At 58.3% G+C, this 13724-nt stretch carries 10 protein-coding genes and 2 pseudogenes; all 12 read right to left on the reverse strand.

What is annotated here, in order from left to right:
• Positions 1-126: 126 nt before the first annotated feature.
• Positions 127-909: an alpha/beta hydrolase gene (locus ABEV74_RS09150; RefSeq protein ID WP_062495664.1), complete on the reverse strand. Its 783-nt coding sequence runs from the start codon at positions 907-909 to the stop codon at positions 127-129.
• A 197-nt stretch (positions 910-1106) separates the two neighbouring features.
• Complete coding sequence (locus ABEV74_RS09155) at positions 1107-2042, reverse strand: manganese-dependent inorganic pyrophosphatase (protein ID WP_062495666.1); 936 nt, start codon at positions 2040-2042, stop codon at positions 1107-1109.
• Between the two features lie 93 nt (positions 2043-2135).
• Positions 2136-2645, reverse strand: coding sequence for a ribonuclease H-like YkuK family protein (locus ABEV74_RS09160; protein ID WP_372447132.1), 510 nt, complete (start codon positions 2643-2645; stop codon positions 2136-2138).
• Between the two features lie 638 nt (positions 2646-3283).
• The gene (locus ABEV74_RS09165; protein WP_235593457.1) at positions 3284-4069 is read right to left on the reverse strand and encodes a carbohydrate ABC transporter permease; all 786 of its coding nucleotides are present in this window, start codon (positions 4067-4069) and stop codon (positions 3284-3286) included.
• Positions 4070-4188: 119 nt separating this feature from the next.
• A pseudogene (locus ABEV74_RS09170) lies at positions 4189-5035 on the reverse strand (carbohydrate ABC transporter permease).
• 158 nt (positions 5036-5193) lie between these two features.
• Positions 5194-6501 carry an ABC transporter substrate-binding protein gene (locus tag ABEV74_RS09175; RefSeq protein ID WP_430145336.1) on the reverse strand — a complete coding sequence of 436 codons (1308 nt, stop codon included), beginning with the start codon at positions 6499-6501 and terminating at the stop codon, positions 5194-5196.
• Positions 6502-6632: 131 nt separating this feature from the next.
• Positions 6633-7808, reverse strand: coding sequence for a response regulator (locus ABEV74_RS09180; protein WP_430145338.1), 1176 nt, complete (start codon positions 7806-7808; stop codon positions 6633-6635).
• A 12-nt stretch (positions 7809-7820) separates the two neighbouring features.
• The gene (locus ABEV74_RS09185) at positions 7821-9137 is read right to left on the reverse strand and encodes an ABC transporter substrate-binding protein (RefSeq protein ID WP_430145341.1); all 1317 of its coding nucleotides are present in this window, start codon (positions 9135-9137) and stop codon (positions 7821-7823) included.
• Entirely contained in the window at positions 9127-11034 is a 1908-nt protein-coding gene (locus ABEV74_RS09190; protein ID WP_430145344.1) for a cache domain-containing sensor histidine kinase, read from the reverse strand. The genes ABEV74_RS09185 and ABEV74_RS09190 overlap by 11 nt, the downstream gene beginning before the upstream one ends.
• Before the next feature lie 27 nt (positions 11035-11061).
• Positions 11062-11961, reverse strand: coding sequence for a dienelactone hydrolase family protein (locus tag ABEV74_RS09195; protein ID WP_062495682.1), 900 nt, complete (start codon positions 11959-11961; stop codon positions 11062-11064).
• Between the two features lie 245 nt (positions 11962-12206).
• A pseudogene (locus ABEV74_RS09200) lies at positions 12207-13117 on the reverse strand (reverse transcriptase domain-containing protein); the annotation flags it as partial.
• A 360-nt stretch (positions 13118-13477) separates the two neighbouring features.
• Positions 13478-13639: a hypothetical protein gene (locus ABEV74_RS09205; RefSeq protein WP_430145347.1), complete on the reverse strand. Its 162-nt coding sequence runs from the start codon at positions 13637-13639 to the stop codon at positions 13478-13480.
• Positions 13640-13724 lie beyond the last annotated feature (85 nt).

The following is a 13724-nucleotide window of genomic DNA, read 5'->3' on the forward strand; positions in this document are numbered from 1 at the left end:
AGAAGGAAGTCCGCCGGATGGACTTCCTTTTCTTATGCAGCCAGCTGCCTGCAGGCTGTCGTACCGAAATCGATGATTGCCTCACATGGACGCCCGTATCGTTTTGGATCCGTGTCGAAGATGAAACTACCGCTGAAGCGGCAGCCATTCGAGCACCCGTCTGATTTTCATATCCCAATAGCCCCACTCATGGCCCCCCGGCTCTTCTTCGTATGTCAGGTCGAGTCCGAGGGAGCGGACATGGTCGCGGAACCGGATATTATGGCTGTACAGGAAATCTTCCGTACCGCAGCACTGGAACAGCTTCGGCCTGGGTCCGCTAGAGCGGGACAGACGCTCGGCCAGCGCGAACAAATCGTTGTCCGATCCGCGCACCTCTTCGCCGCTGCCGAAGATGCGGCGGTATTCCGCCTGGCTCATCGTGACGCGGTCCGCATCAAGCTCCGCGACATCGAGGGCGCCCGACAGACTTGCCGCCGCCGCGAACAGGTCGGGACGCCGAAGACCGAGCTTCATGGCGCCGTATCCCCCCATGGACAAGCCGGCGACGAAATTCGCATCCCGCGCATCCGACAGCGGGAAGAACGAGCGGGCGAGCGCCGGCAGCTCTTCGCTGACGAACGTCCAGTATTTGGCCCCCTGTACCGCGTCGGTATAGAAGCTTCTGCCGACGGCCGGCATGACGACCGCCAGACCGTATTCTGCCGCATAACGCTCGATCGAGGTGCGGCGCATCCATATCGTATGGTCGTCCGACAGCCCGTGCAGCAAATAGAGCGTCGGATGCCTGTCGGCTGACGCCTTTCCTTCCATGCCGATCTGCGAACGGGTCTTCTGCGGCACAATGACGTTCATCGATACGGACAGGCCGAGCGTTTCGGAAAAGAAATCGCACTGCATGAAAGCCATGTTCTCATCTCCCTTTCATGAACCGAATATCCCCATTGTATCCGATATCCCGGACCGATTGAAACAAAGCTTGATCGCGCAAGCGGCCAAGCGGCGCGGCGGCCGACGGCCGACGGTTGGCCGGACAAGGCAAAACAGGCTGTCCGGACATCAAAACCTGTTGCCGGACAGCCTGTTGCAGCAAAGCCATATTTACATTAAGCGCGTTTGTTGAACGTGTCGGTCAGCACCGGCACGATTTGCGATTTGCGGGAGACGACGCCTTTCAGCACCGCTTTGTTGCCGTCCAGCTTCACATTGTAGGCTTGCTCGACAGCATCGGCGGCACGGCCGAGGGCCAGCCCGATCGAATCGTTGTTCAGAATATCCGTTACGACAAACAGGAACAGATCGAGCTGTTTCTCCTCAATAATCCGGGAGAGCGCGGCCTCGATTTCCGCCTGGCGTGAAAGCACGTCGTTCGTATCCACGGCGTTCACCTGAGCGATCTCGACTTTGGCGCCTCCCATCTGGAATTCCTTCGAATCGAGGGAAATCAGCTCGGCTACCGTCTTGTCGCTCAGGTCGGCGCCGGCCTTCAGCATTTCGAGACCGTACGCTTCGGCATCGACGCCGGCGATTTCCGCCAGCTCGCGGGCAGCCGCCACGTCTTCTTCCGTGCAGGTCGGCGATTTGAACAGCAGCGAGTCGGAAATAATCGCGGACAGCATCAGGCCGGCGATCTGCTGCGGAATGGCGATTCCGTTCTCCTTGTACAGCTTCTTCAGAATCGTCGCCGTGCAGCCGACCGGCTCGGCGCGGTAGTACAGCGGACCGCTCGTCTCGAAGTTGGCGATCCGGTGATGGTCGATGACTTCCAGCACCTGCACTTTATCGATATCCGAAGCGCTTTGCTGACGCTCGTTGTGGTCGACGAGAATGACGCCTTTCGCTTCGTTGGCAACCGTCTCGACGAGACGCGGCGCCTCCGCCTTGAACTTGTCGAGGGCGTATTGCGTCTCGCCGTTCACGCTTCCGAGGCGAACGGGCTCGACGTTTTGGCCCAGCCGGGTTTTCAGATCGGCGTATGCAATGGCGGAACAGATCGAATCGGTGTCCGGATTTTTGTGGCCGAAAATCAGAACTTTTTCCATGATTGAACTCCTTTATCGCAAAATTTACACCCTCAATTATAGCGTGAAACTGATATTATTCCCATCCCTTTAATTGAAGATTTTTGCGGGCCGCTACATGACGATGCTCGCCGGCTTCTTCGTATACCGGTTCGCATAGGCGGAAGCGACGTACGAATCGGGCTTGACGCGCGGAACGTACAGTCCCGTCGATTCGACGCGATTGATCATCTCCTGCACATACAGCGACGTTTTGTTGACGATCGGCTCGGTGCCGGCGTCGATGTCGATATACGTCTGCAGCATCGCCCCCTGGTAGACGTACGGCAGCAAAGCCTCTTCCATCCTGCGGATAAAGTCCTCGTCGAACCATTGTGCCACCTGCTGCGAGAAAGTCGTCTCCAGCGTCAGCTTCTCCCGGATGGAGGTCAGCTCGCGGGGAATAACCGTCTGCCGGTAGCAGGCCCACGCGCCTTTGCCCAATCGGTGAATGACAACGCCCGTCGCGAACTTCGTATGGCTCCGGTGCACCTGACTGTCCGTTCCGATCGCAAACTGATAGGAGGCTTTGGGGTCGCGCTCGATAAACCGTATAATACGTTCCTGCACATCGGTAACGGTCATGCCGCTTTCGCTTAAATTTTGAAATCGCAATGGTCTCACCCCGTTTTCGTATGCACGCCATATGCTCCTAGTATGCGTTGTATGCGCTGCGGCAAGCATAATCGAGTATGCCGTCCCAGGCAGTTACGGAAAAAAACGGCCCGGACACGGCGTCCCCCCGCCAACAAGGCAGGATTGCGTCCATGTCCGGGCAGCAACGCCGCTCGTCCATCGTTCTATGACTCGCAACACGGTCATGACAGGCAGCCTCTTCAGCGTCTCACGCCTTGCCGAAGCGCAATCGGCTTCGCTGTCTTGGGCAAGGATTCCCGAGACATGGCGGCAGTGCGGCGCACAAGGGGCGCCACAGCTTATGTGGCCGGTCTGCCGGAACACCGGTGACGAAGCGAACATGCGATACGACTGAAGCATAGCTGTCCCTTCCTTTCCCGGGTGCGGTCTTGAGGATCGGCTGATGCGGACCTTTCCTCTCCCGGCGGCACGAGAAAAAGGCTGCGAATCGCAGCCTTACTTACCGGCATCCGAAGACCAGGCATCCGATTCGATTACAAGGTGAGGCCATGGTACCACGCGGTTCGGCGAATGTCAACCTTATTATTCAAATTTTCAGAAAAGACGTGAAAATCGTTTCCCTTCCGTCAATCCTTGACCGAGCCTTGCATCAACCCGGCGATAAATTGCCGGCTGAACAGGCTGAACACGACAATCAGCGGAACCGTCGCCATTAACGTAGCGGCCATAACCATGGAATAGTCCGTGCTGTATACGCCGTTCATCGAGGCGATGAGCATCTGGATCGTAAATTTTTCCTGCACCGAGATGACGACGAGCGGCCATAAATAATCGTTCCAGGACCCGAGAAACGTAATGATTCCGAGCGTCGCCAGCGCCGGACGCAAAATCGGCAGCGCCACCCGCCAGTACAGATCGAACGAGTTGCAGCCGTCGATCCGGCCGGCGTTGATCAATTCGTCGTGAATGACCGACTGGGAATATTGGCGCATCCAGAAGATGCCGAACGCATTCGCCGCTCCCGGAATGATAAGCGCCTTCAGCTCGTTGATCCAGCCGAGCTTCTGCATAATGATGAATTGGGGAATGAGGCCGAGCTGCTGCGGAATCATCATCGTCAGAAGCAGGAACAGGAACAGGAAGCCTTTCGCCGGAAATTCGAATTTGGCGAACGCAAAGCCCGCCAGCGAGCAGAAAAACAGAACGATCAGCGTATGGACGCCCGCCACGACAACGCTGTTGCCGAACGATTGGAAGAACCCGACATGATCCAGCACTTTGTTGATATTGACCAGCAGCTGGTCGCCCGGCAGCAGCCGGGGAGGAAACCGGAATATATCCGAGGTCGTCGCGGTAGCCATGACGAGCAGCCAATAAAACGGAAAGAGCGAGAGGACGGCGCCGGCCAACATACCGGCGTAAATGCCGATCGTACCGAGCCTTTCCGCCAGTCTTCCCCTGAATATGCCGCCCGTCCCGGGCACGCCCGCATTCGGCTGAAGCGGCACGCCTTCATGGTTCGCCGTTCCCATCAATGCGTCTCCCCTTTCGAAATAAATTTCCAGTTCAGAAAAGAGAAGACGCCGATGATCAGGAAGAGCATCCATGCGATGGCCGAAGCGTAGCCGAACAGCTGATTGCCGAACGCCTGGCTGTACAGGTAAAGCACGAGCGTCAGTCCGCCTTTGGTCGCTCCTCCCGTATTGCCGACGAGAATCATCGGCTCGGTGAACAGCTGCATGCCGCCGATCGTCGAGAGGATGACGGTGAACAGAATGATCGGACGGAGCAGCGGCAGCGTAATGCGGAAAAACTGCTGCGTTCGGCTCGCGCCGTCGATCGTCGCCGCCTCGTACAGATCGCCCGGCACCGCCTGCAAGCCTGCCAGATAGATGATCGCGTTATAGCCGGTCCAGCGCCAAATGACCATCAGGGAAATGGCGACCTTGACCCAGAACGTATCGTTGATCCAGTCGATCCGTTCAAGCCCGAGCGCCTGAAACAGGCTGTTGATCAGGCCGAACTGCGTGCCGAAGAACGATCCGAATATAATCGCCACCGCCACGATCGAAGTAATGTTCGGCAGAAAAAAGACCGCCCGGAAAAAATCTTTGAACTTCATAAAGGCCCGCGTTCAGCAGAAAGGCGATCACAAGCGCCAGAAACAGCTGCGGCAGCGTCGATAAAAACCAGATGACGAACGTGTTGCCGACCGACTTCCAGAAATCCGGATCGTTTGCAAGCAAATTCCGGAAGTTGCGCAGGCCGACGTACTTCATCTCCCCGAGCCCGTCCCATGCGTGAAACGACAAGTAAATCGAGAACAGGATCGGGAACAGCCCGAACACGAGAAACAAAAGGTAAAAAGGCGAAATCATCGCATAAGGAGCGGCGTATTTTCTCCATCCCTTCAAGCTGCCATCCCTCCTTCGACAATTCGGATCGGACAGGCGTCAGCGGCGGCGGACAAGAGCCGGGAAACCGCATATCGGATCGGCCCCTAGCCTTGCCCGCCCGCTTTCGCCGGCTTCGTTGATTACTTGTTCTGGAGCTTCGTCTTCGCCTTCTCCACAAGCGCCCAAAATTCCGTTTCCGGGTCCTTCGACTTGTCGACCGTAACCGCCTGCATGCCGTCGCTGATAATGTCTTCCACCGTTTGATAATTGGGGCCTTTGCGCTGCACCTTGACGTCCTTGGCGACCTCGGCGAACAGCACGCCGAGCTTCTGTCCGCCCCAGAACTCAAAGCCCTGGTTCGTAAACAACTCGTCCCCGTAAACCGACGGCGTCGACGGGAAGTTGCCCGTCAGCTTCGCGACCTCCAGCTGCTGCTCCGGAGCAAGCAGCCAGGAAATCGCCTTGTACGCTTCCTTCGCATGCTTCGTTTCCTTCGGAATGAGCAGGAACGAACCGCCCATGTTGCCCGTTCCTTCGGGAATTTTCGCCGCACGCCACTTGCCCTTCGTGTCCGGCGCGCGCGTCTCGACATGTCCGCGTCCCCAGGCGGCCGAAATGTAGGTGGCGATCTTGCCGGAGTTCAGCGCGGCCGAATATTCCGGGAGCGCGTTCTTCTGATCGTAGGCGCCGGCAATTCCCATTTCCCGCGCTTTGATGTAGTACGACAGCGCTTTCTTGATTTGCGGATTTTCCTCGATAATTAACCGGTCTTCCTCGTCAAAGTAGAGCTGGTCGCCCTGATCGCGAATCGCGCCGTACAGCTCGTAAGGGTTGGAGAGAATAACGGCGCCGGTCTTTTCTTTCAGCACTTTGCCCGCTTCGAGAAATTGATCCCAGTTTTGAATTTGCGCCGCCACCTCTTCCGGCTCGGACGGCAAGCCCGCTTGCTCGAACAGGTCTGCCCGGTAATAGAGCACCATGGGACCGATATCCGTCGGCAAAGCGAGCTGCTTGTCCCCGACCATGGACTGCTTCCATTTCCATTCCAGATAGTCGCCCGCCAGCTCCTGCGCCCCGAATTCATTCAGATCGTAGAACTTGTCCGGATATTTCAGAAACTGGTCCAACTGCGAAATATCGACCATCGCGATATCGGGAGCGCCCGAACCGGCCGACATGGCGGTCAGCAGCTTCTTGTGCGCATCCTCCCATTTGTAAATTTGCGGTACGACCTCGATGCCGGGATTTAGCCTGTTGAACTCCGGAATAATTTTTTCGAAGGCCGCCCCTTGCCAAAACCACATCTGAAGCTTCACTTTCTCGCCGCTCTTCTCCGGCTCGGCGCCGGCCGAATCCGCCGGATCGCCTCCGCTTCCGCACGCCGACAGCAGCAACGCCATAACCAGTATCGCCAGCATCCAAGGTTTGCGCCTTCCCGATCGTTTCATCCGCAACACTCCCCTCTTATGATCGACAGGCTTGCGAAGTAAGCCTTGACAAAAAGTATAGGTTTCGGGCATCCGGGGCGACAGATGACGAATCTTCGATTTCTTGAACTATTGTTAGGTAATTGTACTGGTCAGGTATTTGGCGTACCGAGGCGGTAATCGTTCGGCGACAAGCCTACGACCGTTTTGAACAGACGGCTGAAGTAAGCCGGATCGCGGTAGCCGGTCAGCGCGCACACTTCATAGATTCTCAGATTCGTTTCGCGCAGCAGCCGCTTCGCTTCGGTCAGACGGTAATGGGTAAGATACTGCGTATAGGTCATGCCCGTCTCCTGATGAAACAGGTTGCTCAAATAATTGGCGTTCACCTGCCGGGCTTCGGCGAAATCGGCGAGCAAGGCGCTTCCGGCATACTCGCTGCGCACGTAATCGAGCAAACTGCGGACGATAGGCGACAAACGGGCTTCGGAGCCGCGGCGGGACACCTCGGTGAAACCGAGCTTCACCATGCTGCGGATATACATCAGGCTGAGATCTGCGAGCTCCCGGGTCGACCCGCCGCAGCCGGTCCGGATCGGCAATCGCAGCTTGTCCTCCATCCAGGCGGATGTTTCCGCCGTCTGGCGGTCCCAGGCTTCCCGGTCGAACGAGACGGCGAACAGCACGATCGACACCAGCCGCTCTTCCATGCAAACGACGGGCACGCCCAGCCTGCAGAACGCGTCGTATGCGCCGTTCCGGATGAAGGAGCGGACCGACGTTTCGCCGAACGACCGCAAATCTTTTGTGGAAAAGGAGATCAGCGCGATGCGCTCGAAGGGCGGAATGAGCCCCTCGTCAAACTGCGGCAGCGGAACGCCGTGCAGCAGATCGTGTACCCGCTTCTCCAGCAGCGCCTTGCTGCGGATCGTATTGACCTGATAGGAGTGGCGTCGGAGCCGGTATTTGCGGCTGGCCGCTTCGAACACTTCCGCGAGCTTATGTCTGGAAAGCGGCTTGAGCAGGTAGCCCGATACCCGGTGCTCGACCGCCCGCTGGGCGTATTCGAATTCGGCATATCCGGTCAACACGTATACTTCCGTGTCCGGATAGCGGCCGCGAATCGTGGCGGCCAGCGCCAGCCCGTCCATTCCCGGCATCCGGATGTCCGTAATAACAAGATGCACCTCATGCCGCTTCAGCAGCTCCAGCGCCTGCTTCCCGTCAGCCGCCTCCAGCACCCGGTCCGCGCCTTCCATCTGCGACAGCATGCGCCGCACAGGCGCCCGCACGTTCGGCTCGTCGTCGACGACAAGTACAGTAAACATGGCATTCCTCCTTCAATGACCGGCGATCTGTTTCTCCGCTTCCGCCCACAGCCGTTCCGGATCGGCGTTTTCGCTTTCCAGACGGCGCAGCGCCTCCCGGACCGCGGCTTCCCCTTCGATCGTACGGACGCGCTGTTCCGTTCGAATCGCCGGGCCCCGGTAATGCAGCACGGCGGATGTGTAGATTTGCCCTGTCGGGGCATTGTTGAAAAACGGGTCCTGCAGCCCGCTCAGTTCCGGGGAACCGTACAATCGGGGGGTAGAGGGAAAGTTTCCGCTCTGCAGAAACCCGTCGAGCTGCCGATCCGGCGACGTCAACCAATCCGCCAGCGCATAAGCCTCCTCCGGATACCGGCTCGTCGCCGGCACGGCCAGAAACGTACCGTCCATAATCGACGGCCCCTCCGGCGTTCGGATCATGTCCCACTTGCCGAACGTTGCCGGCGCATTCGTCTTCATCGCCCCGTGAAGCCATGACGGTCCGATGACGGCCGCATAGCGGCCTTCAACCGCGCCGCGCGCCCAATCCGGCGTCCGCGACGGCAATCCGGCGCTCAGACCGAGGCTGTGGAACCTGACGGCACGATCCCACGCTTTCCGGATGAGCGCCAGCCGGCCGTCCTTATCCGTTTCCCCGGAGCCGGATCGGCTCGCAGGCTGCGTGCTGTATTCGTGCAACGATGCCGTATATACGCTCGTCACGTTATCGACCAACGCCACGTCGATCTCCCGGCGAAGCTTCAAGCCCCATTGCTCCAACGTTTCCCAATCGCTCAGCGCTTCCGCCGCCTCCTCGCGGCCGGACGGCAGTCCGGCTTCGGCAAACAGATCGTGGCGATACGCGATCGCCACCGGGCCGATATCCGCCGGCAAACCGAACAGAAACCGTCCTTCGTCCAGTTCCGCCTGCTCCCGCTTCCAGTCCAGATACCGGTTCCGGTCGGCGCCGAAATCGTACAGATTGTGAAAATATCCGCGAAACGCCTCAGCCTCGCCGATCTGGTCCGCATCGAGCAGGACGAGGTCCGGCGCCCCCGAACGGCTGGCAAACGAGGACAACAGCTTGGGCACGACGTCCTCATACCGGACGTACACCGTTTCGACATCGATATCGGGCCTAAGCTGCGAATAATCTTCAATCAGCTTTTCCATTCCGTTTCCTTGCCACAGCCAGATCGCAAGCGTCTTCTGCTCCGGCCGCGACCTGAGTTCGGGCAGCGAAGCCTGCGGCATGCAGGAGTTGAGAAGCGCCGTCAGCGTCATCAGCGTCATCCACATCGTCAGCGCCATCGGCGACGGCAGTCTGGCGGCAGCCTTCCTAGCGATCATCGGCATCCCCCCTTTCCGCTTCCCCCGCTTGGCCAGCGCCCGCTCCGGCTTCGTCGTACGCTTCCTTTCCGGCGCCGGCGGCCCGCCCGCCATGCATAAGCTTGTCCTGGCCGGTTTCCTTGTCTTCGTTCAGCGGCAGCGTCAACGTTACGCCGAATCCGCCAAGCGGGCTGGCGAACAGCCGCAAACCGTACGGCGGTCCGAAGAAAGAGCGGATCTGGTGATGCAGGTTCGACAGCCCGATGCCGCCGGCGTTGGCGTCTTCCCTTCTTTCCAGCGCGATGCTCGCTTCCAGCGCTCTCAGCCGGCCGGCCTCCATGCCCGCCCCGTTGTCCTCGACCGTGCAGTGCATCGTTCCGTCCATGCGCCTGATCCGGACGCGGATGAGCCAATCGCCTTCCGGCTTCCGCTCGAGCCCGTGGCGGAACGCATTCTCGACGAGCGGCTGCAGCATGAGGCGGAACACCCGCTGGCGGCCCAGTCCTTCCTCCGTCTCCAGCTCGAAGCGGAAACGGTCGCCGTAACGGGCGCGCTGCAAAAACAGATACCGCTCCAGCTGATCGAGATCGTCGCGCAGCGTCACAAGCTCGGACGACGGATGAACGCTGTAGCGCAGCAGCTCGCCGAGCGCAATCGTCATGTCCTGCGCTTCGCGGGGTCTGCCGTCCTCGATCGTCCAATAAATCAAATTGAGCGAATTGTACAAAAAGTGCGGGCGAAACTGGGCCTTCAGCGCAACCAGCTGCGCCCGCTGTACGCTGATCTGCTGCTCCGACAGCCGGTCGATCAGCTCCTTCAGCTGGTCGAGCATCCGGTTGTAGTTGGCGTACAGCAGCGAAATTTCCATGCTGGCGAACCGCATGCCGAGCGGCCGCACCCCCTCTCTGCCGAGCCGGTTCATGCCAAGCGCCAGCTGCCGGATCGGCTTCGTCAGCGTCCAGGCGAAATAGCCGACGAGAATGAGCGCCAGCGCCGCGCCCGAAGCGATCGTCAGCAGCGCGGCGCCCCACATACGCGTCGTATCACTATATACGGCCTCACGGTCGAAGTAGGCGATCGTCGTCCAGCCGGAATACGCCGACTTCGCATAGGTAACGTAGACGCGCCGCCCCTCCTCCCGCGTCGTCCAGTCGAAGAAGAGCGGCCCGCTGCCTGCGAATTTGGCGAACAGCCCGATATCGGCGGCCGTCCCGATCTCATCCGGGACGGTCGAATAAACGATGTTGCCAAGCGGGTCCATCACCTGCACTTTCCGTTCGATCGGCGGCGGCGTTTCGGCAATGACCCGGTTGATCCTGTCCACGGGCACGACGACGAACAGATCCCCGACAATATGCAGGTCGTCCGCATTTTTGATTTTTCTCGCCCCGATAATGGCCGGAATTTCCCCGTCCCGCCATGCCGGCCCGTATACCCACAGCATATGGCCGTCCATCGTCGCCATTTTGGCGTACCACGAAATGGCGGCGACTTCGTCATAATTGCGCCAGAACAGCTGCAGCGCGTCGGTCGACGCATAGGCGCGGCCGGCCGTGTCGAACAGATGAATGAGCATGTCGCCGTCAATATGGCGCGTTCTTTCCCCGAGATAACGGTTCAAGCCGACAGCGTCCGGCTCCTCACGGCCGTATCCCGATTCGGCCAGCGTCCGCTGCACCCGGCTGTCGAATACGACGAGATGAGCGAATTGGTCGTACTGGCGCAACAGCACATCGATCTTGTCGGAAAGCTGCTCGACCGACTCCTGGGTATTGTCGGCCATCCGGTTCAGCATCGTCTGCGAATTGAAACGGTAATTGAAAAAAATCGTCAACGCGATCACAAGCACCGCAATCAGAAACATTCCCGCCCATAGTTGCGCCAGAATCGGCAGCGGACGGCGAATGGCACGCATCATATCCCTCCTCGTTCGCCTTCGCCGCCGCTACAGCCACTTGGCCAGAAAAGCCATCGCCTCCGCCCTCATCTCCGCCGTCTCGTAATGGCCGGTCGGATAGCGGAGCAGCTTCCAGGCTTCCGGCGCGCCAAGCTGCCGGTATGTCCGGTCAAGCTCCGCCTCGATCCGGTCGAGCCCGGCCGCCGGCGTCAAGGGATCGTAAATCCCCGCCAGGCTGAGATGGGGACGCGGCGCGATAAGCGCATTGATCGATGCCGTCGTGAACGACTTCAGAAGGCCAGGGACGTAATAATAGATGCCGTGGCGGTCCAGTCCGCGCGTTTCGAGCAGAGCCTGAAAGTCGGTCAGGCAGCACAGGTCCACGCATACGCGAATCCGCGGTTCCAGCGCGGCGGTCCACCACGCCATCGTGCTTCCCATCGACATGCCGATCGTTCCGATTCGGGCAGCATCTACATCCGCCCGTCCGATCACGTATTCGACCGCCCGGAGACTGTCGTATACCATCATCCCCCACATCACTTGTCCGCGCCAAAGCATCTCTTTAAAAATTTCACTTTCGCTTCTGCCGCTTCGTTCCCCGAACCCCCAGGCGTCAATCGCCAGCGCCGCATATCCTTGTCTCGCAAGCGCTTCCGCATATGGCGGATGCTGCAAGTAAACGTTTCCATTTATCAGCTCGTCTTTCCCCAACCGATAATTTCCCCCGTGGGAGTGATGGAAGAGAACGACCGGATACGGCCCTTCCGCATGCTTCGGCTTGACGAAATAAGCCGGCACCGGTTCGATGCCGTTCAATCCGAGCGTCAGCTTCTCCAGCACGTACGTTTCCCTGTCCTCGATGGCGACGAGCTTGCTCGTCAAGGCCGATTTCGGCGGCAGATCGCCGAGCATGGCATACAATTTTTCCCGCTGCTCCTGACTCATTCGATGAATCCCTCCTCAAAAGGTTACAGCTTTGCAAGCTGTGTATTCATTTGTGGCATGAAACGGAAAACGTGTCAAGACGGCCGGGCCGGCCATATGCTGAACATGGCTGAGCATGCCGAACGAACGATGCGCGAACCGGGACGGAAAGCCGATGCAAAATCGATCAAGTAGGAGGGGGCGGCTAACCCCCGACCTCTCACCACCGTACATGCGGGTCCGCATACGGCGGTTCCAAAAGGTTGACAAAACTCTAGATAACGAGAAAGCAGACTTTTCAGTCCTCTCGCTTCCCAGTAGGAAGTCGGGAAGGCGTTATTTGTGTTCCGAGACATTTCCCACGCACCCCGACGGGAATTTGCCATCGACCAAGCTGCCCAGTCCGGGACGCCAAGTGCTCGGAGTTCACGGAGTCGGGTTTGCACCCGTTTCCACAGACACATGCACAGTCTTCTGCGTATCCACTGGTCAAATCTCTCGCAGTGATTCTTTGCTGAGGCCAGCCTAAAATATCCAATCCATCCCATGAGGTATCGATTGATTCGGGTAATGCGGTCTTCCATCGAGATTGACCAGGTTCGGCTCTTAAGTTCTTTTATCTTCTCCTTGAATCGGGAGATCGTTTTGGAAGCCAATCGGATCGTTGCCTGTCGATTCGACAGGAAGCTGAAGCCAAGGAATTTACGGTTCCATGGCCGATCTACCGCGCTCTTGTCCCGGTTCACTCTCAGTTTCAGCTTTCCTTCTACAAAGCGAATCACTTATTCCATACCACACTGTCCTGCTCGCTTGCTCCCGGCGAACACGTTACAGTCGTCGGCGTAGCGGACGAACCGCAAGCCGCGCTCGGTCAGTTCTTTGTCCAAGTCGTCCAGCAGGATGTTCGCCAGCAGCGGGTTTAGCGGCCCGCCTTGCGGCGTTCCCTAGTCCGTCTTCTGGCATACTCCGTTTTCCATAACTCCCGCGTTCAGGTAGGCTCAGACCAACTTCAAAACTCGTTTATCTTTCACTTCCGCCCTGCCCTCGCCATGAGCATGTCGTGGTTTACCCGGTCAAAGAACTTTTCCAAGTCCATGTCCACGACCCATCTGAGACCGCTCTGGATATACGTCTGCGCTTGCTTTACCGCGTCATGCGCCCGCTTTCCCGGCCGAAAAAAAGAGCGTCATCTTTCCGCCCGCGACCACCCAAGTTTATAGGATTATCCCTTGGTGGCTCAGGATTTCGTTGTGTTGCGGCAACTCATCCGACTAATCCTGTCTCAAGTTGGGTTCGTGTACCTTGGCCCGTGCGTTTGCCTCCGACTTCCTTCAGATTCGGACTCGCGACCGACACCCTTGCCCTTGGCTACGGTAGGCGCTCGCCAGCCCACGTTCGAGACTCTCACCCTATAGATGACGCCCATGCCGGACGTACGCATAGACAAACAGGAGTCCCTGTCCAGGAACTCCTGCTCTTATTTTTCCTTTATTATTACACGGCAACGGATGACCGAATTCCCGCCGCACGGCGAAGCTCACTCGTAACGGGTTATCGCGTTCAGCTCATCCAGCTTGCGCTTCAAATCGGCGATTTCTTCCTCGGGCAGGTCGAGCTGCGGAGCTCTCATACAGTCGGTATCGATGCCGCGCAGTGCGAGTTTGCCCGGAACGGGCAGCTTGCGAAAATATATAAGCAAAAAGATATTTTTCCTAAAATAAGAACCCCCAACATTAAAACTAAATAAAGTTTCAAATTAATAGCTCAACTTTCGCAGCTTAAAT

Source organism: Paenibacillus cisolokensis, assembly GCF_050481165.1.
In the GTDB taxonomy this organism is placed as follows: Bacteria; Bacillota; Bacilli; order Paenibacillales; family Paenibacillaceae; genus Paenibacillus_AH; species Paenibacillus_AH cisolokensis.

What these genes read in the sequence shown, in the direction of transcription:
- ABEV74_RS09160 (WP_372447132.1), bottom strand. Translation starts at nt 2,645, where the DNA reads ATGACCGTTACCGATGTGCAGGAACGTATTATACGGTTTATCGAGCGC.
- ABEV74_RS09155 (WP_062495666.1), bottom strand. Translation starts at nt 2,042, where the DNA reads ATGGAAAAAGTTCTGATTTTCGGCCACAAAAATCCGGACACCGATTCG.
- ABEV74_RS09185 (WP_430145341.1), bottom strand. Translation starts at nt 9,137, where the DNA reads ATGATCGCTAGGAAGGCTGCCGCCAGACTGCCGTCGCCGATGGCGCTG.
- ABEV74_RS09190 (WP_430145344.1), bottom strand. Translation starts at nt 11,034, where the DNA reads ATGATGCGTGCCATTCGCCGTCCGCTGCCGATTCTGGCGCAACTATGG.
- ABEV74_RS09175 (WP_430145336.1), bottom strand. Translation starts at nt 6,501, where the DNA reads ATGAAACGATCGGGAAGGCGCAAACCTTGGATGCTGGCGATACTGGTT.
- ABEV74_RS09150 (WP_062495664.1), bottom strand. Translation starts at nt 909, where the DNA reads ATGGCTTTCATGCAGTGCGATTTCTTTTCCGAAACGCTCGGCCTGTCC.
- ABEV74_RS09165 (WP_235593457.1), bottom strand. Translation starts at nt 4,069, where the DNA reads ATGTTGGCCGGCGCCGTCCTCTCGCTCTTTCCGTTTTATTGGCTGCTC.
- ABEV74_RS09195 (WP_062495682.1), bottom strand. Translation starts at nt 11,961, where the DNA reads ATGAGTCAGGAGCAGCGGGAAAAATTGTATGCCATGCTCGGCGATCTG.
- ABEV74_RS09180 (WP_430145338.1), bottom strand. Translation starts at nt 7,808, where the DNA reads ATGTTTACTGTACTTGTCGTCGACGACGAGCCGAACGTGCGGGCGCCT.